The organism is Neorhizobium tunisiense, from assembly GCF_039631515.1.
In the GTDB taxonomy this organism is placed as follows: domain Bacteria; phylum Pseudomonadota; class Alphaproteobacteria; order Rhizobiales; family Rhizobiaceae; genus Neorhizobium.
Genome location: NZ_JBDIUU010000002.1, coordinates 840,078 through 856,451, shown reverse-complemented (window position 1 = coordinate 856,451; position 16,374 = coordinate 840,078). Strand labels below are relative to the sequence as shown.

Annotated in this window: 17 protein-coding genes and 1 pseudogene; 11 read left to right on the top strand and 7 right to left on the bottom strand. The window is 61.4% G+C overall.

Features of this window, described 5'->3' with window-relative positions:
* Window positions 1-18 precede the first annotated feature (18 nt).
* The 3 genes and pseudogenes from ABCW43_RS13295 to ABCW43_RS13285 all read left to right on the top strand — a co-directional run bounded on the left by ABCW43_RS13295 (window position 19) and on the right by ABCW43_RS13285 (window position 1,764).
* A complete protein-coding gene (locus tag ABCW43_RS13295; RefSeq protein ID WP_210008933.1) occupies window positions 19-951 on the top strand; it encodes a ribose-phosphate pyrophosphokinase in 933 nt (310 codons plus the stop codon).
* 297 nt (window positions 952-1,248) lie between these two features.
* Window positions 1,249-1,392: pseudogene (locus tag ABCW43_RS13290) on the top strand (hypothetical protein); the annotation flags it as partial.
* Window positions 1,393-1,506: 114 nt separating this feature from the next.
* Complete coding sequence (locus ABCW43_RS13285) at window positions 1,507-1,764, top strand: hypothetical protein (protein WP_037076303.1); 258 nt, start codon at window positions 1,507-1,509, stop codon at window positions 1,762-1,764.
* A 9-nt stretch (window positions 1,765-1,773) separates the two neighbouring features.
* Here ABCW43_RS13285 and ABCW43_RS13280 read toward each other — a convergent pair whose 3' ends face one another.
* Entirely contained in the window at window positions 1,774-3,837 is a 2,064-nt protein-coding gene (locus ABCW43_RS13280) for a putative bifunctional diguanylate cyclase/phosphodiesterase (protein ID WP_345925011.1), read from the bottom strand.
* 138 nt (window positions 3,838-3,975) lie between these two features.
* Window positions 3,976-5,421, bottom strand: coding sequence for a hypothetical protein (locus ABCW43_RS13275; RefSeq protein WP_345925009.1), 1,446 nt, complete (start codon window positions 5,419-5,421; stop codon window positions 3,976-3,978).
* Window positions 5,422-5,664: 243 nt separating this feature from the next.
* On the opposite strand from ABCW43_RS13275, the gene ABCW43_RS13270 reads away from it, so the two are divergent.
* The 5 genes from ABCW43_RS13270 (at window position 5,665) to prmB (ending at window position 11,458) form a co-directional block, all read left to right on the top strand.
* Window positions 5,665-6,270, top strand: coding sequence for a 50S ribosomal protein L25/general stress protein Ctc (locus ABCW43_RS13270; protein ID WP_345925007.1), 606 nt, complete (start codon window positions 5,665-5,667; stop codon window positions 6,268-6,270).
* 216 nt (window positions 6,271-6,486) lie between these two features.
* Window positions 6,487-8,862, top strand: coding sequence for an EAL domain-containing protein (locus ABCW43_RS13265; RefSeq protein WP_345925005.1), 2,376 nt, complete (start codon window positions 6,487-6,489; stop codon window positions 8,860-8,862).
* A 67-nt stretch (window positions 8,863-8,929) separates the two neighbouring features.
* Window positions 8,930-9,655 carry a substrate-binding periplasmic protein gene (locus ABCW43_RS13260; RefSeq protein ID WP_345925003.1) on the top strand — a complete coding sequence of 242 codons (726 nt, stop codon included), beginning with the start codon at window positions 8,930-8,932 and terminating at the stop codon, window positions 9,653-9,655.
* A 79-nt stretch (window positions 9,656-9,734) separates the two neighbouring features.
* On the top strand, window positions 9,735-10,463 hold the full coding sequence (gene pth, locus ABCW43_RS13255; protein ID WP_345925001.1) for an aminoacyl-tRNA hydrolase: 729 nt from the start codon (window positions 9,735-9,737) through the stop codon (window positions 10,461-10,463).
* A 47-nt stretch (window positions 10,464-10,510) separates the two neighbouring features.
* A complete protein-coding gene (gene prmB, locus ABCW43_RS13250) occupies window positions 10,511-11,458 on the top strand; it encodes a 50S ribosomal protein L3 N(5)-glutamine methyltransferase (protein ID WP_345924999.1) in 948 nt (315 codons plus the stop codon).
* Between the two features lie 3 nt (window positions 11,459-11,461).
* On the opposite strand, the gene clpS is transcribed toward prmB, so the two are convergent.
* The 3 genes from clpS to ABCW43_RS13235 all read right to left on the bottom strand — a co-directional run bounded on the left by clpS (window position 11,462) and on the right by ABCW43_RS13235 (window position 12,549).
* Window positions 11,462-11,770 (bottom strand): ATP-dependent Clp protease adapter ClpS, encoded by a 309-nt coding sequence (gene clpS / locus ABCW43_RS13245; protein WP_210008923.1) that lies wholly within the window; start codon window positions 11,768-11,770, stop codon window positions 11,462-11,464.
* A gap of 97 nt (window positions 11,771-11,867) precedes the next feature.
* Complete coding sequence (locus ABCW43_RS13240) at window positions 11,868-12,266, bottom strand: type II toxin-antitoxin system VapC family toxin (protein WP_345924995.1); 399 nt, start codon at window positions 12,264-12,266, stop codon at window positions 11,868-11,870.
* Complete coding sequence (locus ABCW43_RS13235; protein WP_345924993.1) at window positions 12,256-12,549, bottom strand: AbrB/MazE/SpoVT family DNA-binding domain-containing protein; 294 nt, start codon at window positions 12,547-12,549, stop codon at window positions 12,256-12,258. Before ABCW43_RS13235 ends, ABCW43_RS13240 begins: the two co-directional genes overlap by 11 nt.
* A gap of 163 nt (window positions 12,550-12,712) precedes the next feature.
* Between ABCW43_RS13235 and ychF the strand changes: the two genes are divergently transcribed.
* The 3 genes from ychF to ABCW43_RS13220 are packed head-to-tail and all read left to right on the top strand — an operon-like array spanning window position 12,713 to window position 14,772.
* A complete protein-coding gene (gene ychF / locus ABCW43_RS13230; RefSeq protein WP_345924991.1) occupies window positions 12,713-13,816 on the top strand; it encodes a redox-regulated ATPase YchF in 1,104 nt (367 codons plus the stop codon).
* 21 nt (window positions 13,817-13,837) lie between these two features.
* A complete protein-coding gene (locus tag ABCW43_RS13225) occupies window positions 13,838-14,308 on the top strand; it encodes a MaoC family dehydratase (RefSeq protein WP_345924989.1) in 471 nt (156 codons plus the stop codon).
* Window positions 14,305-14,772 (top strand): MaoC family dehydratase, encoded by a 468-nt coding sequence (locus tag ABCW43_RS13220; protein ID WP_345924987.1) that lies wholly within the window; start codon window positions 14,305-14,307, stop codon window positions 14,770-14,772. Before ABCW43_RS13225 ends, ABCW43_RS13220 begins: the two co-directional genes overlap by 4 nt.
* A gap of 49 nt (window positions 14,773-14,821) precedes the next feature.
* Here ABCW43_RS13220 and ABCW43_RS13215 read toward each other — a convergent pair whose 3' ends face one another.
* Together ABCW43_RS13215 and ABCW43_RS13210 are read right to left on the bottom strand one after the other, a co-directional pair.
* On the bottom strand, window positions 14,822-15,361 hold the full coding sequence (locus ABCW43_RS13215) for an adenine phosphoribosyltransferase (RefSeq protein WP_345924985.1): 540 nt from the start codon (window positions 15,359-15,361) through the stop codon (window positions 14,822-14,824).
* Window positions 15,362-15,475: 114 nt separating this feature from the next.
* A complete protein-coding gene (locus ABCW43_RS13210; protein ID WP_345924983.1) occupies window positions 15,476-16,351 on the bottom strand; it encodes a cytochrome c1 in 876 nt (291 codons plus the stop codon).
* Between the last annotated feature and the right edge of the window lie 23 nt (window positions 16,352-16,374).

Below are 16,374 nucleotides of genomic sequence, written 5' to 3'. Positions count from 1 at the left end.
CAAAACAGGCGGACCGCAATGAAGGTTTTCGCAGGCAATTCGAACCGGCACCTTGCCGACGCGATCTGCAGCTATCTAAATGTTCCAGTCGGAAAAGCCAGTGTAAGGCGATTTGCAGACCAGGAAATCTTCGTTGAAATTCAGGAAAACGTGCGCGGCGAAGATGTCTTCATCATCCAGTCCACGTCATTCCCGACCAACGACCACCTGATGGAACTGCTGATCATGATCGACGCCTTCCGTCGGTCGTCGGCCAAGCGCATCACCGCCGTGCTCCCCTATTTCGGTTACGCCCGCCAGGACCGCAAGGCCGGCCCGCGCACGCCGATCTCGGCAAAGCTGGTCGCCAACCTGATCACCGAGGCCGGTGCCGACCGCGTGCTGACGCTCGACCTGCATGCCGGTCAGATCCAGGGCTTTTTCGATATCCCCACCGACAATCTCTTTGCGGTGCCGGTTCTCGCCCGTGACGTCAAGGAACACTACGACCTCAACAACGTCATGGTCGTCTCGCCCGACGTCGGCGGCGTGGTCCGCGCCCGTGCGCTTGCCAAGCGCATCGACTGTCAGCTGGCGATCGTCGACAAGCGCCGCGAACGCGCCGGCGAGTCCGAGGTGATGAACGTCATCGGCGAGGTCGATGGCAAGGACTGCCTGCTGATCGACGACATCGTCGATTCCGGCGGCACTCTCTGTAATGCGGCCGAGGCGCTTCTGAACCACGGCGCCACCAGCGTCACCGCCTATATCACTCATGGCGTGCTCTCGGGCGGCGCGGTCGCCCGCATCGCCGCTTCCAAGCTCAAGGAACTGGTGATCACCGACTCGATCCAGCCGACCACGGCGGTCCAGTCGGCGCACAACATCCGGGTCATCACCACCGCCAACCTGCTCGGCGAAGCGATCAACCGCACGGCGATGGAATCCTCGGTCTCCAGCCTGTTCGACTGACCTTCTTCTGTCACAAGTATTTGGATAGACTCGGTCCCGAACTCAAACCGAGGGTGAGTCGCAATGTCTTCCTTGATTGGCCTGTCGAAGAAACTGGCCATTTTCCTTCTGATACCGCTGCTGTCGGCCTGCGTCGATAGCAGCAGCCGGCCTGGCGGCTATTACCCGCCGGAACGGCCTCGGCCGGACTGGGACCGTCCCCAGAGGCCTGATCGCCCCGGCAGGCCAGACCGTCCCGACTGGGATCGCCCGCAGAGACCCGACCGCCCGGACTGGAACCAGCCGGGCCGTCCCGGAAGGCCAGAGCAACCCCGCTTCTGCACGCGAGAATACCGTCCCGTCTGCGGCCAGCAGGGTGGACGTACCCAGACGTTCCCGAATGCCTGCGAGGCGGCGAACGCCGGCTTCGGCGTCGTCGCGTCCGGCGAGTGCCGCCGCTAGACGGCCGGCTTGAAGCAACGGTAAATCCTCGATGGAAAACGCCGGAACCTGGTTCCGGCGTTTTGCTTTGTGCCGGAGCTTCGGCTAGAAGGCCCCCCGAAGAAGGAGACAAGCATGGCCGCACGCGACCGCTATTCCCGAAAGCTCGAATGTTCCCAGTGCGGCAATGTCGGTTTTGCCGAGGTTTCCGAGACCGACGACAGACGGCAGGGCAATCGCGATTTTCGCATCGATGAGCTGCCGAAAGGCTTCCTGACGGAATTCGCCTCGACCGATCCGCGCAAATACATGATCCGCTGCAGCCAGTGCGGCCACAAGTTCCGCTTCGAGCAGAAGACGGTCTATGCGCCGGGGGGCGAACCCCGGCGCTGACGCGCGAGTTCAGGCGACCTTGGCAGCCGGCAGGATGATCTCGTCCTCGGTCTCGCCATTGACGATGTGCTCGATCCCCGCCCGCGGACCGGGCTTGCCGAAAAGGTAGCCCTGGACCTGCATGCAGCCTTCCCTGCGCAGGAAGGCGATATGCGCATCCGTCTCCACCCCTTCCGCAAGCACCGGGATGTGCAGGCTCGAGGCAAGGATTAGCGTCGAGCGCACGATCGCCGCCGACTGTTCGTTGCTGGAAAGCCCATCGACGAAGGTACGGTCGATCTTGATCTTGTCGAACGGGAAGGACATCAGCGTCGAAAGCGACGAATAGCCGGTACCATAGTCGTCCATGGCGATCTTGACGCCGAGGCTCTTCAGGTGGCGAACGGTCTGAAGCGCCCGCTGATGGTCGGCGATGATGCCGGATTCGGTGATCTCCAGCTCGAGCCGGCCGGCGCTGAGCCCTGTCTCCCCGAGGATATCACGAACCCTGGTCGGGAATTTCGGATCGGCAAGCTGCTGGGAGGCGACGTTGACGGCGATGCCGAACGGCTTTTTCCATGTCGCCGCCTCGGCGCAGGCGTTCCGGAGCACCCAGTCGCCAAGCTCGACGATGAAGCCGGTGCGCTCCGCGATCGGAATGAACTCGCCGGGTGAGACCAGACCCCGCACCGGATGGTTCCAGCGCAACAGGACCTCGAAACCGACCACCTCTCCCGAAAACGTATCGTTCTGCAGCTGGTAATAAAGTTCGAACTGCCCTGCCACGAGCCCCGAGCGCATGTCCATGGCAAGCGCGTTGCGTTCGCGGGCCGCCTGGTCCATCGAGGAGTCGTAAAAGCAGATCACGTTGTCGCCGGACTGCTTGGCGCGGTACATGGCGACATCCGCATGCGCCAGCAGATCGTCGACCGTCTTTGCTTCGCCGGGATAGAGCGCGATACCGACACTCGAGCCGACCGTCAGCGTATTCCCGTTCCATTCGATCGGCTTGCAGATTTCGGCAAGCAGCCGATTGGCAAGTGCCATCGCGTCGGAGCGTTTGTAGTACATGTGCTTCAGCGCGACAAACTCGTCACCGCCGACACGGGCGATGAACTCGCCCTCGCCGGCCGCCTCGGCAAGCCGGCCGCCGATCGCCCGCAACACCTCGTCGCCGGCCGCATGGCCATGCACGTCGTTGATCTCCTTGAAGCGGTTGAGATCGAAGGATAACACCGCGATGCGAGCGGCAAGGTCCACCGGACGCGCCGCGATATCGGCGAGCTGCTCGTTGAAGGCGGCGCGATTGGCAAGACCGGTCAGCGCGTCATGCAGGGAAAGGTGGCGATACTGCTCGACGGCGGCCTGGGTCGTGCGGGCATCGATCAGGTAGGTGGCCGCCGTCAGTGCCAGCAGGATCAGCATCTGCGACAGCACGCCGAAGCCGAGCACGACCGGCGAAACGACCTCGTTCTGCAGCACGGCGCGGGGGTCGAGAATGACATCCATCGCACCCATGGCGGTGAAATGGGTCGTGGCAATCGCCAGGATCATCGCCAGCACGGAACTATATTGGCAGAAGCGCGTCACCGGGCGCAGGGCGCGATTGGTCGTCAAACCGCCGAACAGGGCCGCAAAGATCAGCGAGGCGATCACGTAGGAGCGATCCCAGCCGATGACGCCCGGCACCTCGTAGGCGGCCATGCCGGTATAATGCATCGCAGCGATACCGAGCCCCATGATCATGCCGCCGGCCTCGGCGAGCACGGAACGGCCGCCATAAATCGCAATGCCGAGACCGACCGTGGCGGTCACCACCGCGATCACGAAAGACAGGAGCGTCTGAGCCGGTTCATATCCCGCCTGCCCGCCTGAGAGATAACCGAGCATGGCCAGAAAATGCGTCGTCCAGGTGGTCGATCCGCCCATGAAGCCAGCAAGGAAAAGCCAGATGACCTTCTCGATCCCGCTCCCTCTCCGAGCACGGGAAAAAAGCCGGATGGTCAGGAAGGATCCTGTCACGCAGATCAGCACTGCGCAGGCGATATAGCGAAGGTCGTGCTCGACGAAGATGCAGGAGAAGACGCGGAACATGAAAGCCTGTTACTTTTCAACTGGATTGGTTGAGAAGTTTTAACATCGAAACGTGTTTGAAATGTTCATTTGGATGGTAAATGGCCGCTGACCTGCAAAAGCGAAGCCAGCGCAAAAAGGCATAGGCGCATCGTCAGATCATTGGATCGGCTGCCCGTTGACGCTGAAGCTCTTGCCGTCCTCGAACTTGATGTCCCAGCGCAGGCGGCCGTCCGGTTCCGTCTTGGCCATGCCCTTCGCCATCATCATCGCAAATGAAACCTGGTTGAATTCGGGGTCGCTCTTGGCGGCGGCCTGGAAATACTGGATCAGCTTGTCGATGTCGCGGGCAAGGATCGAGGTTTCGAGCGTATAGCGATCCTTCTCGTCCGGATAACCCTTGACCTTGCCGGAGGCTTCGACGTCGTAAAGCGCGGATTTCGCGGCAATCCGCGGGAAATCGACGGTCAACTGCCCATCGTTGAGAAAGGTCTTACCGAGGCGCTCGCCCTCCGCGTCCGGCAGCGGAGCGGGATTGGAAAGGTCGATCTCCATCAAGGTGTCTACGAAGCGCTGGAAGTTGAGATCGGCGACCCCGATCTCCATTTCCGCCATGTCGGGCACCAGCTGAGCATAGAGCGGGGGGATGATGCCGGCGGGCGTGGAGATAGTCTCGACGCGCGCACCGAAGCCGATCCGGGTCGCCGCGGCGGGCTCGCTCATCGTGAACGTGTAGTCGAACTTGTGGACGCCGAAATCGCCGATCGGGCTTGCCACGGTGAACTGGTTGAAGGTGAATTTTTCCGAAAGCGCCGTGAAGAACGGCATCGCGCCGCGGATGAGATCCTTAAGCTTGGCGATCTCGGCCTGCGACGGCTTTTCATCGTTGACGAGTTCCAACACGAAAGCAATGAGATTGCGGAGCTTTTCGGCCATCACGCCTTGGACACCGACGTCGAAATCGAGGCTTTCGGCGCGGATTTGCACCGGCGGTGTTTCCGGCGTCGCAACCCGTTCATAGAAGCGCGAGAACGAGCCCTTGCCGGTGAAATCCATGCTCCCGGCAGCGGCGCTCGGCGAGGACGCGAGCGAATAGTTCATGCCGGCGAAACTCGCCTCGACCTCTTCCTTGCCGCTCTTCGAGACCATGCGGATCGGTCCTGACGTGACCTCGCCCGAGCGGAAGTAACTGATCGCCGGATCGAAAATGCCGGAAAACACCATGTCGGTAACGGAATAGTTGAGGTTCGTCGGCTTGCCGTCGGGCATCTTGCCCTTGACGGTGAAATTCATGTCGCTGTCGCCGTTGAACTTCCACTGGCCGTTGTCGAGCGGTGCGGCGAAGACCGAATACGGCTTCAGGCCGGAAACAGTGAAGTCCTTCTTGTTGATGGACTTGAGGAGTTTGGTGAAATCGTAGCTGATCTCGTAGCGCTCGCCAGCCGGCTTGACGGTGAGGAAGCCCGTGGACCTGACCGTATCCGGCAGGAAGTAGGTGAGGCTTTCCCTGAGGGTGCGGGCACCCTTGTCGTTGATCTCAGCCGCTGCAACCGGATATACGCAGGACGCAGCCATAACACTGGCCGCGATCAAAGTCCGTTTCATGAATCAAGCCCTTCCCTCGTTCAACGGGCACCAAATTGGAAGACGGGCCGCCGAAGTCAAGCGCAAGTCCTTTGTTTTCAGGCCGAAAAGCTTGCACATCCTCGATCGTTGTATTATAGCCCGCCCGTCCGCGTAGACACCCTTGGAGGCAACGCGGATGAAGCGCATCGGATGGTGCCCTTCAGTTTGACGCGGTGAGCTTCACTGCCGAAAACTCTCCAAACAACCTCGAAAGGATATGCCATGAGCCACGCATCTTACGAGCTCAAGGCCGAGGCGCGCGAACGGGTAGGTAAGGGGTCCTCCCGTGAACTTCGCCGCAACGGTTTCATTCCTGCTGTCATCTATGGTGACAAGCAGTCCCCCCTCGCGATCGCTCTGTCGACCAACGAAGTGACAAAGCGCATCCATGCCGGCGGTTTCATGACCACGGTTGCCACGATCGAAGTCAACGGCGAGAAGATCCAGGTCCTTCCGAAGGACTATCAGCTCGATCCGGTCCGCGATTTCACCATGCACGTGGATTTCCTGCGCGTCTCGGGCAACACGGAAGTTTCCGTTGAAGTTCCGGTTCACTTCGTCAACGAAGAGAAGTCCCCGGGCATCAAGGTCGGCGGCGTTCTCAACATCGTCCGTCACGAAGTCGAGCTGCTTTGCCCGGCCAACGACATTCCGGAATTCCTGACCGTCGACCTGACGGGCGCGAAGATCGGCGACAGCCTCCACATCTCCGCCGTCAAGCTGCCGGCTGGCGTTCGTCCGGTCATCTCCGACCGCGACTTCACCATCGCGACGATCGTCGCCCCGGCTGCAGGCGTTGCCCAGGAAGAACCGGCTTCTGCTGAATAACCAAGACCGAAATTCTTGAAATGGGACCCGCTTTCTTGCGAAAGCGGGTTTTTTATTGTCGGCTGAATACAATTTCGTAACCCTGCCTGCGTATTTCGTTCGAATCTTGGCACCGTCGTTTCAGTGAAGTTTAATGAATAGGTGAAACGATGCGCGCTACTTCGGCATGACGGGGAAAGTCCGGCGGCAGCCAGACGATGAATGCGGGGAAGACGGATGACTCATTCCGTTGAGAGTCGTTTTATTGCGATCATTTCGGGCGCCCTTCTGGTCGTCGTCGCTCCGCTGTTCACGCTGTTTCTGGCGCTTTCCTCGCAGCAGGCCGCCAAGAACCTCAGCGAACATGTCAACGTCGTGCTGGTGACCAATTCCCAGGCACTGGGCAAGCCGCTCTGGGATCTCGACACCGACAGCATCCACCAGGTCGCCTCGATGCTGATCGCCGATCCCGCCATCAACGGCGTGCAGATCACCGACAATACGGGCAAGCTCAATATCTCCGAAGTCGATGTCAATCCGGCCGATTTCCGCAGCCTGCAAGCGATCTCCGAGCCGGTCTTCTACAAGTCGCAGCAGGGCACCCGCAATGTCGGCACCATCACCGTCTACGTGCCGAAGCTCGGCTGGTTCTCCGCCCTGCACCAGATGGAAATGGCCTTCATCTCCATCTTCATCATCACCATACTGACGGTCTTCGGCGCAGCGATCCTCGGCAATCGCGTCATGGTCATCAAGCCGCTGATGCGCCTGACCGCCGCCATCGAGGCAACCCGCAGGCTCGGTTCGCGCCACCATGTCGACTGGCGCTCGAACGACGAAATGGGGCGGCTGGCAAAAAGCTTCAACGAGATGCAGACGCTGCTGGAGCGCGAGGAACGCGAACTGAAGCGCGCCCATCAGCAGACCACGGAAATCTACAACCTGACGCCGGCCATGCTGTTTTCGCTGACTGCAGGCGACCAGATCGCCGCCGTCAGCGATTACTGGCTGCTCGCGACCGGCTATCGCCGTGACGACGTCATCGGCCATCCCTTTTTCGAGCTTGTCGCACCTGCGGACCGCCAGATCTATGCAAAGCGCAAGCAGCAGGCAAAGTCGGGCCCGGCGATCGAAGTCACGGTCCGGTTCCTGTGCACCGACGGCCGCCTGATGGACGTACTGATCGTCGAGACCGAGCTTGGCACGGCCGGCGGCAGCATTCCCGGCTCGCTGAGCGTCATGACCGACGTCACGGAACTCAGGCAATCGGAGCTCCGCAACCGCCAGCAGGCCATTTCCGACCATCTGACCGGGCTCCTGAACCGTCAGGGTTTCGAGGCGGCTCTCGACCAGAAGATCGCCGAGGCCGACAGGGCGCGCACCGAGGTCGCCTGCCTGTTCGTCGATCTCGACCGCTTCAAGGCGATCAACGACAATCTCGGCCATGCCGCCGGCGACGCCGTGCTCTGCCAGTTCGTCGAACGGACGAAGCCGATGCTGGGGGACGGCGATACCGCCTCGCGCCTGGGCGGCGACGAATTCGCCATCCTGATCACCGGGGACGGTGCCGAACGCCGCGCCACCGAACTCAGCCAGAAGATCGTCGACATGTTCGAGGTTCCCTTCCGGATCGAGGGCACCGGCGTGCGGTTGAGCGCCAGTATCGGGCTTGCCTTCTATCCAAGCCATGCGGCCAGCGCCGCCGAGCTGCTGCAGAAATCCGACATGGCCATGTATGCCCGCAAACGCGATGGCAAGAACGGCGCACAGGTCTACGATCCCGCCATTCTCGACCAGACGCGGGAACGGGCCGAGATCGAGAGCGACATCGAAGTCGCGATCGCCGCCAGCTGGTTCGAGGCGCATTTCCAGCCGATCGTCGATATAGAGACCGGCAACCCGTTCGGCTTCGAGGCCCTGATGCGCATGCGTCACCCGAGGAAGGGCCTGATGTCGCCGGCCGGCATCATCAGCGTTGCCGAGGAGACCGGCTCGATCGGCCAGATCGGCAACCTCATCCTGGAAGACGCGATGGCGAACCTCGCCCGTGTCTCCCGCCTGCCCGGCATGGGCGAGACCTATGTCGCGGTCAACTTCTCGCCGCTGCAATTCGAGCCAGGCCTGCCGGCCCGCCTTGCCGGCCTGCTCGGACGCTACGGCATCGATCCGTCGCGACTGGTGGTGGAAATCACCGAAGCCGTGCTGATGCACGACAATCCCGAGATCCGCACCATCCTCAACGAGATCCACCGCTTCGGCTGCCGCATCGCGCTCGACGACTTCGGCACCGGTTATTCGTCGCTGAGCTATATGAGCCGTTTCCCGGTCGATATCGTCAAGATCGACCAGTCCTTCATCCGTTCGCTCACCGAACAGACCGGAGACATAGGCAGTAAGAACAGGATGCTTGTCGAAGGCATCAGTGCTATTTCTCACAAGATGAATTGCAAGGTCGTCGCCGAAGGCGTCGAGACGGAAGAACAGCGCTCGTTGCTGCGGCAAATGGGCATTGACTATGCCCAGGGCTATCTCTTCTCGAAGCCCCGCGAAATTTCCGAATTGCTCTCGGCCCTATCCACCCGGCAGGCCGAAATCGAGTCCATGGCGAGCTGACAAGTTCTCACCTCCGGACCAGATGCTGGGTCAGAAATGACAACATGTGCGTTTGGAAGGGGGACAGATGAAAATCGCAGCGCCGCTTCTTGCCAGCCTCAGCCTCGCGGCAGGTGCCCATGCCCAGCAACCCGTCGCCTTTTCTACGGAGTCCTACCCGCCCTTCAGCTATCAGGAGCCGGGCGGCAACTACCGCGGCGTCGGTATCGACCAGGTCGAGATCATCATGCGTGACGCGGGCACGCCTTATACGCTGGAGATCATGCCCTGGGCACGCGCCATCGCCATGGCCGAGACGCAACCCATGCACTGCGTCTTCGCCGCAGCCCGCACGCCGGATCGCGAGCCGCGTTTCAAATGGGTCGTGCCGCTGTTCATCGACCGCAACATCCTCGTCCGCCATGCGGGTTCCAAGGTCGCGGCGACCACCCTGGAAGAGGCCAAGCAATATACGGTCGGCACCCACCGTGCCGATTATACCGAGGGGCTTCTGAAAAGCTTCGGTTTCCCGAAGATCGACCTCAGTGCCGACGTCGACACGACGCTCAGAAAACTGCTGCAGGACCGTATCGACATGATGCCCATGTCGGAAGGCGTCTATCAAAAGCTGAAGGCGGACGGAACGCCGATCGAAAAGGTCATCCTGTTCTCCGAGCAGCATCTCGGCATTGCCTGCCACCTGGATGTGCCCGACGAACTGATCGCCGGAATGCAGGCAGGCCTTGACCGCCTCATCAGGGACGGCGTCCAGAAGGCAATTCTCAAGCGCTACGGCATCGAGGAGCCCCAATAGAGGCTCAAGCATCGAAACCGGTTGACTTTGGCGGCGTTTCGCGGTGGTGAAAAGCCAGCAGTCAAGGATGGATGTCTCCATGCTCATCATCGCCGGCCTCGGCAATCCCGGTTCCCAGTATGCGGGCAACCGCCACAATATCGGCTTCATGGCGGTGGACGCGATCCAGCGCCGGCCCGGCTTTTCGCCGTGGTCGAAGAAGTTCAAGGCGCTGATCTCGGAAGGCGAGCTTGCCGGCGAAAAGGTGCTGCTGATCAAGCCGCAGACCTTCATGAACCTCTCCGGCGAAGCGGTCGGCGAGGCCATGCGCTTTTACAAGCTCGGCCCGGAGAACGTCATCGCCATCTACGACGAACTCGATCTGCCGGCCGCCAAGGCCCGGATCAAGACCGGCGGCGGCAACGGCGGCCACAACGGCGTCAAATCGCTCGACGCCCATTGCGGCCGGGAATACCGCAGGCTTCGCCTCGGCATCGGCCATCCGGGCGCCAAGGAACTGGTGCACAACCACGTGCTCGGCGATTTCGCCAAGGTCGACCAGACCTGGCTCTCGCCTCTGCTCGACGCAATCGCCGACAATGCCGAGATGCTGGTGAAGGGGGAGGATTCGCAGCTGATGAACAAGCTGGCGCTCGCCGTCGGCGGCAAGCCGGACGAGGAAAAGCCGAAACCTGAAAAGAAACCTGTCGCCAAGCCGGCCGGGCAATCGCATATCCATCAGGCTCGCAGCGGCGGCAAGCCGAACCTTCCGACATCAGGCCCGATGGCCGAGATGCTGAAGAAGATGTTCGGCGGCAAGGGTGAATGACGGGCGAGACACCCGCAGAACTGAAACACCGGAATCAGAAGCGCGACATGACCAAAACCTCGAACATCGATGACATCACCGGCGAACTCGTCACCCTTCGCGACTACTGGCGTTACGCCATTTCCAGCTTCAACGCCGCAAACCTCAGCTACGGCCACGGCACGACGACGGCAAGCGACGACGCCGCCTTCCTGATCCTCGACAGCCTCGACCTGCCGATCGATGCGCTCGATCCGTTTCTCGACGCACGCCTGCTGCCGGCCGAACGGCGCCTGCTGGCCGAGCGGATCGACGCCCGCGTCACGACCCGCAAGCCGACGTCCTACCTGACCGGCCACGCCTATATCCAGGGCGTCCGTTTCCTCGTCGACGAGCGCGTCATCGTGCCCCGCTCCCATATCGGCGAGATCCTGTTCAGCGAATATCTCGGCGAAAACGGCTCCACCTTCCTGCCCGATCCGCTGAGCGTCGAAAGCGCCGTCGACATCTGCACCGGCTCCGGCTGCCTGGCGATCCTTGCCGCGAAATTCTTCCCGAACGCTGCAGTCGACGCGGTGGACCTCTCCCCTGACGCGCTGGAAGTGGCCAAACTCAACGTGGCGGAACACGCCGTCGAAGATCAGCTCACGCTGTTCAACGGCGATCTCTTCGCGCCGCTCGCCGGAAAGAAGTACGACCTGATCATCACCAATCCACCCTACGTGGACCACGAGGCGATGGAGAGTTTCCCGGAGGAATTTCGCTCGGAGCCGGCCATGGCCTTCGATGGCGGCGTGGACGGGCTCGACCTCGTCCGCCGGCTGCTGGCGGAAGCACCGGCGCATCTTAACGCGGACGGTGGAATGATCTGTGAAATCGGTTCGGGCCGAGAAATCCTGGAGGAGGAATTCCCCGACCTCGACTTCCTCTGGCTGGAAACAGCAGAATCACAGGATGCCGTCTTCTGGATCAGCGCCGAGGCGCTGGGTGTCAAAGCCGGCAAAAAGGGGAAATGAGCCCTATTCCTCGGGCTCGGTGATGAACATCAGCGGAAAACCCGCCTCCTTGGCGAGATCGATGGCTTCCTTCGCCTTGGTCTCGGCAATGTCCCTTGTACAGACGACGACCACCGCCAGGCCCATCCGGTGCGCGGTCAGCATCACCCGGTAGCCGGTTTCCTCGCTCATCCGGAACACGGCCTTCAGCACCATGGTGACGAATTCACGTGGCGTATAGTCGTCGTTGACGAGCAGGACCTTGTAGAGCTTCGGTCGCTCCAGCTTGGTCTTGGTTTTCGTCTTCGGTTTTACGGTGGTATCTTCGGCCATCGGCCTCTCCTGACGATGCAATCCTATCGGGAGAACATGTCGGCTATATCGCACCGCAACCGGAATTTTTCAAGCAACCACCTAGCAAATGGCGGGGTCATTCGGCATCGAGCAATACACAATCGCGGCCCTGTGCACGGATGATCGCTACCGCACGCTTGTCGAAACTCACAAACGTATCCCCACCCAGTCTCCGGCCTTCGAACTCGATCACGCCATCAGCGAAATCCCCGCCGGCATCGAGAAAGGAGAGGCCTGTCTCGACCGCCTCGCGATCGATGACGATCTGGTTGTCCGCAATCAGCAGGCGGATGGCTTGCGCGATCTCCATGCGCTTCTGCCGATAGACTCGCCGTGCGACCCAGACGAATTCGCAGAGTGCGACATTCGAAACGAAAACCTTTTCGGCTGTCGCAAACTGCGAGCGCGCCTCCAGCGATTGCAGCTCATGATCGTCAGCCCATGCCCGAACGAGCACGTTCGTATCAACGATCATCGTCGAACCGTACTTCCCCGGCCCAACCGGCCTCCATGGCTTCCTGGATTTCTTCCAGCGTGGCGTGAATGTTGTGTTCGTTCTTCAAACTGCCGAAGAACTTCTCCAAACCGCCGGTCTCCTGACCCGCCGCCGCAACGACTTCCTTCACCGGCGACAATTCGAGCCGTCCGCCCGGTCGCTCGACGACGGCGATCCGGTCTCCCGGATGAATGCCGAGACCTTTCAGCACATCGCTGGTCAGCGTTACCTCACCCTCTTTCGTCACGGTGAAAACGGTCATGGCCGGAACTCCTTCTCCACTAAAATAAGGCCAAACGGCCCTGCCCGCAAGGCAATGGCTCCGGCCCTCTCGCCTTGCAATATCCCGACCAAGCCTTGACCGCCCCGGCACTTTCCCCCATAGCCACACCAACGAAATTTCTTCAGATACAGGGTCCGGACCCATGGGTTTCAAATGCGGTATCGTGGGCCTGCCGAATGTCGGCAAGTCCACTCTCTTCAATGCGCTCACAAAGACGGCAGCGGCCCAGGCGGCCAACTATCCGTTCTGCACGATCGAGCCGAACACCGGCGAAGTCGCGGTCCCCGATCCGCGCATGCAGAAACTGGCGGCGGTCGCCGGCTCCAAGGAAATCATCCCGACCCGCATCTCCTTCGTGGATATCGCCGGCCTGGTGCGCGGCGCCTCGAAGGGTGAAGGCCTCGGCAACAAGTTCCTCGCCAATATCCGCGAAGTCGATGCGGTCGTGCACGTTCTGCGCTGCTTCGAGGACGACGACATCACCCATGTCGAGGGACGCATCAACCCGGTCGGCGACGCCGACACGATCGAGACCGAGCTGATGCTCGCCGACCTCGAAAGCCTGGAGCGCCGCGTCGAACAGACCCGCAAGCGCGCCACCGGCAAGGACAAGGATTCCATGGCGCAGCTGCCGGTCATGGATGCGGTGATCAAGCTGCTGAACGACGGCAAGCCGGCGCGCCTGCTTCTGAAGTCGCTCGCGCCCGAAGAGATCGAGATCCTGAAGGGTCTCAACCTTCTGACCTCGCACCCGGTCCTCTACGTCTGCAACGTCGCGGAAGCCGATGCCTCGACCGGCAATGAACACACTGAGGCCGTCGCCGCCATGGCCAAGGAACAGGGCGCCGAATGCGTGATCATCTCGGCCGCGATCGAATCCGAAGTGGCCCAGCTTCCGGAAGACGAAGCCAAGGAATTCCTGTCGGCCCTCGGGCTTGAGGAAGCCGGCCTCGACCGGCTGATCCGCGCCGGTTACCACCTGCTCGACCTGATCACCTATTTCACGGTCGGCCCGAAGGAAACCCGCGCCTGGACGATCGTGCGCGGCACCAAGGCACCGGCTGCCGCCGGCGTCATCCATACCGATTTCGAGCGGGGCTTCATCCGCGCCTTCACGATCTCCTATGACGACTACATCGCCTACAAGGGCGAAGTCGGCGCCAAGGAAGCTGGCAAGGGCCGGGACGAAGGCAAGGAATACGTCGTCCAGGACGGCGACGTCATCCACTTCCGTTTCAACACCTGAGACCGTGGGCGGGAGGGCCACATGACGGGAGCCGCGTATTATTTCGAGGACTTTTCGACAGGGCGGGTTTTTCAGCTCGCCGAAAAGCAGGTGACGGCAGACGAGATGGTCGAATTCGCCGCCGAGTTCGATCCGCAGCCAATGCATCTCGACGAGGCGGCCGGCAAGGCGAGCATCCTCGGCGGCCTGTCGGCGTCGGGCTGGCATACAGCCAGCATGTTCATGCGCATGATGTTCGACGGCTGGCTGTCCAGCAGCTCGTCGGAGGGATCGCCGGGCATCGAGTTCATGGAATGGAAAAGGCCGGTTTTGGCCGGCGATACGCTGTCCGGCCGCTCGACCGTGATCGAATCCCGCACGCTGCGCTCCCGCCCGGGCATCGGCATCGTCAAATTCCTGCACGAGGTGGAGAACCAGCGCGGCGAGATCGTCATGCGCGGTGAGAACCCGATCATGATGCGGTTGCGCGACGCCCGGGAGGACGCCGCATGAGGCTGATCGAGCTTTCTCCGCCCGGCCAAAAAGTCATCACCGGCACGCTTCTCTTCACCGCCGAGGACATCGTCCGCTACGCGAAGAAATTCGATCCGCAGCCCTTCCATGTGGATGCCGAAGCGGCGAAGAACTACGTTTTCGGCGCTCTCTGCGCCTCCGGCTGGCACACCTGTGCCGGCTGGATGAAGACCTATATCGCCTACTGGAAAACCGAGGTGGCGCGCCTCGAAAGCGAGGGCATCACTGCCCCGAAGCTCGGCCCTTCGGCCGGCTTCAAGAAGCTGCAATGGCTGAAACCGGTCTATGCCGGCGACAGCATCACCTATTCCGTCGCACTGACCGAAAGCCGACCGCTCACTTCCCGCGCCGGCACGTTCATCAACTTGACCATCTGCGACGGCATCAACCAGCATGGCGACGTGGTGATGCGCTACGAAGGCACCGTACTGGAATTCGCGTAGGAGTATCGGCAGGCGCCCTCGCCTGCCACCTGTCGCTCTGCCCGAAACTTCAGTGACCTGAAAATTCGACGAGCGTCCTGACTTCCACGCCGAGCGCTTCGAGCTTCCGGCGGCCGCCGAGATCCGGCAGGTCGATGACAAAGCAGGCGGAGACGATCTCGACGCCCAGCTGCCGCAACAGCTTTACGGCACCTTCCGCGGTGCCGCCGGTGGCGATCAGATCGTCGGTGAGGATCACTTTCTCGCCGGCCTTCACCGCATCCACATGGATCTCCATTTCGTCGGTGCCGTATTCGAGGCTGTAGGCCATCCGCACGGTCTGGTGCGGCAGCTTGCCCTTCTTGCGGATCGGCACGAACCCGGCCTTCAACTGGTGCGCCAGCGCCCCGCCGAGGATGAAACCGCGCGCCTCGATGCCGGCGATCTTGTCGACCCCGAGGCCTGCATAGGGCGCCACCAGCTCATCCACCGCCTGCCCGAAAGCAACGGCGTCGCCGAGCAGCGTGGTGATGTCGCGGAAGATGATGCCCGGTTTCGGATAGTCCGGGATGGAACGGATGGCGGCGAAGAGAGCGTTTTTGGAAGACATGTGACCCACATATTTGGCGGCAGGAACAGGGAACGAGCCTATCAACTGAAGCTCGTCCTCCCAACAAAAAAGGCGACCCGGAGGCCGCCTTTTTCAGATCACGAGGTGGAAACCTCAATGTTCCTTGCTGGCATAAACCGACTTCTTGGTCAGGTAGATCAGGCCGGTGAAGATCAGGAGGAAGATCATCACCATGAAGCCTGTGCGCTTGCGATCTTCGAGATGCGGCTCGGCAGCCCACATCAGGAAGGCCGAGATATCCTTGGCATACTGATCGACCGTCTGCGGCGTGCCGTCGTCATAGGTCACCTGGTCGGCGCTGAGCGGCGGAGCCATGGCGAGCGCGGCGGCGCCGGCGAAATACGGATTGTAATGGGTGCCCGGAGCAACCTCGACACCGGCCGGCGGCTGCTCGTAGCCGGTCAGCAGCGAATGGATGTAATCCGGTCCGCCTTCCTGGTACTGGGTGAATATGTCGATGACGAACTGCGGGAAGCCGCGGGTCACGCCGCGAGCCTTGGCGATCAGCGACATGTCCGGCGGTGCTGCGCCGTTGTTGGCGGCAGCGGCAGCCTGGGTGTTCGGGAAGGGCGACGGGAAGTGGTCGGACGGAACGGCGGTGCGTTCGAACATTTCGCCTTCGTCGTTCGGGCCGTCCTGAACCTTGTAGTTGGCGGCAAAGGCCTTCACCTGGCCTTCCGAATAACCGAGGTCCTCCAGGGTGCGGAAAGAGACCAGACGCATCGAGTGGCAGGCGGAACAGACTTCCGTATAGACCTTCAGGCCGCGCTGGAGCTGGCCCTTGTCATAATGGCCGAACGGACCCGCGAAGCTCCAGTCGGTTTCCTTGGGATGGTGGATCGGAAAATGCGGCGTTTCCGCATGTTCCGCGGCCGGGGCCGCAGCATGGTTTTCCTGCGCCACGGCCGAGGCAACGCCCATTCCCGCCAGGAAGGCCAGCGAGACGAGGCTTGTAACAAGCTTGTTCATAATTCTAATCCCTCTCGGTCGCA

What these genes read in the sequence shown, in the direction of transcription:
- ABCW43_RS13295 (WP_210008933.1), top strand. Translation starts at nt 19, where the DNA reads ATGAAGGTTTTCGCAGGCAATTCGAACCGGCACCTTGCCGACGCGATC.
- ABCW43_RS13285 (WP_037076303.1), top strand. Translation starts at nt 1,507, where the DNA reads ATGGCCGCACGCGACCGCTATTCCCGAAAGCTCGAATGTTCCCAGTGC.
- ABCW43_RS13280 (WP_345925011.1), bottom strand. Translation starts at nt 3,837, where the DNA reads ATGTTCCGCGTCTTCTCCTGCATCTTCGTCGAGCACGACCTTCGCTAT.
- ABCW43_RS13275 (WP_345925009.1), bottom strand. Translation starts at nt 5,421, where the DNA reads ATGAAACGGACTTTGATCGCGGCCAGTGTTATGGCTGCGTCCTGCGTA.
- ABCW43_RS13270 (WP_345925007.1), top strand. Translation starts at nt 5,665, where the DNA reads ATGAGCCACGCATCTTACGAGCTCAAGGCCGAGGCGCGCGAACGGGTA.
- ABCW43_RS13265 (WP_345925005.1), top strand. Translation starts at nt 6,487, where the DNA reads ATGACTCATTCCGTTGAGAGTCGTTTTATTGCGATCATTTCGGGCGCC.
- ABCW43_RS13260 (WP_345925003.1), top strand. Translation starts at nt 8,930, where the DNA reads ATGAAAATCGCAGCGCCGCTTCTTGCCAGCCTCAGCCTCGCGGCAGGT.
- pth (WP_345925001.1), top strand. Translation starts at nt 9,735, where the DNA reads ATGCTCATCATCGCCGGCCTCGGCAATCCCGGTTCCCAGTATGCGGGC.
- prmB (WP_345924999.1), top strand. Translation starts at nt 10,511, where the DNA reads ATGACCAAAACCTCGAACATCGATGACATCACCGGCGAACTCGTCACC.
- clpS (WP_210008923.1), bottom strand. Translation starts at nt 11,770, where the DNA reads ATGGCCGAAGATACCACCGTAAAACCGAAGACGAAAACCAAGACCAAG.
- ABCW43_RS13240 (WP_345924995.1), bottom strand. Translation starts at nt 12,266, where the DNA reads ATGATCGTTGATACGAACGTGCTCGTTCGGGCATGGGCTGACGATCAT.
- ABCW43_RS13235 (WP_345924993.1), bottom strand. Translation starts at nt 12,549, where the DNA reads ATGACCGTTTTCACCGTGACGAAAGAGGGTGAGGTAACGCTGACCAGC.
- ychF (WP_345924991.1), top strand. Translation starts at nt 12,713, where the DNA reads ATGGGTTTCAAATGCGGTATCGTGGGCCTGCCGAATGTCGGCAAGTCC.
- ABCW43_RS13225 (WP_345924989.1), top strand. Translation starts at nt 13,838, where the DNA reads ATGACGGGAGCCGCGTATTATTTCGAGGACTTTTCGACAGGGCGGGTT.
- ABCW43_RS13220 (WP_345924987.1), top strand. Translation starts at nt 14,305, where the DNA reads ATGAGGCTGATCGAGCTTTCTCCGCCCGGCCAAAAAGTCATCACCGGC.
- ABCW43_RS13215 (WP_345924985.1), bottom strand. Translation starts at nt 15,361, where the DNA reads ATGTCTTCCAAAAACGCTCTCTTCGCCGCCATCCGTTCCATCCCGGAC.
- ABCW43_RS13210 (WP_345924983.1), bottom strand. Translation starts at nt 16,351, where the DNA reads ATGAACAAGCTTGTTACAAGCCTCGTCTCGCTGGCCTTCCTGGCGGGA.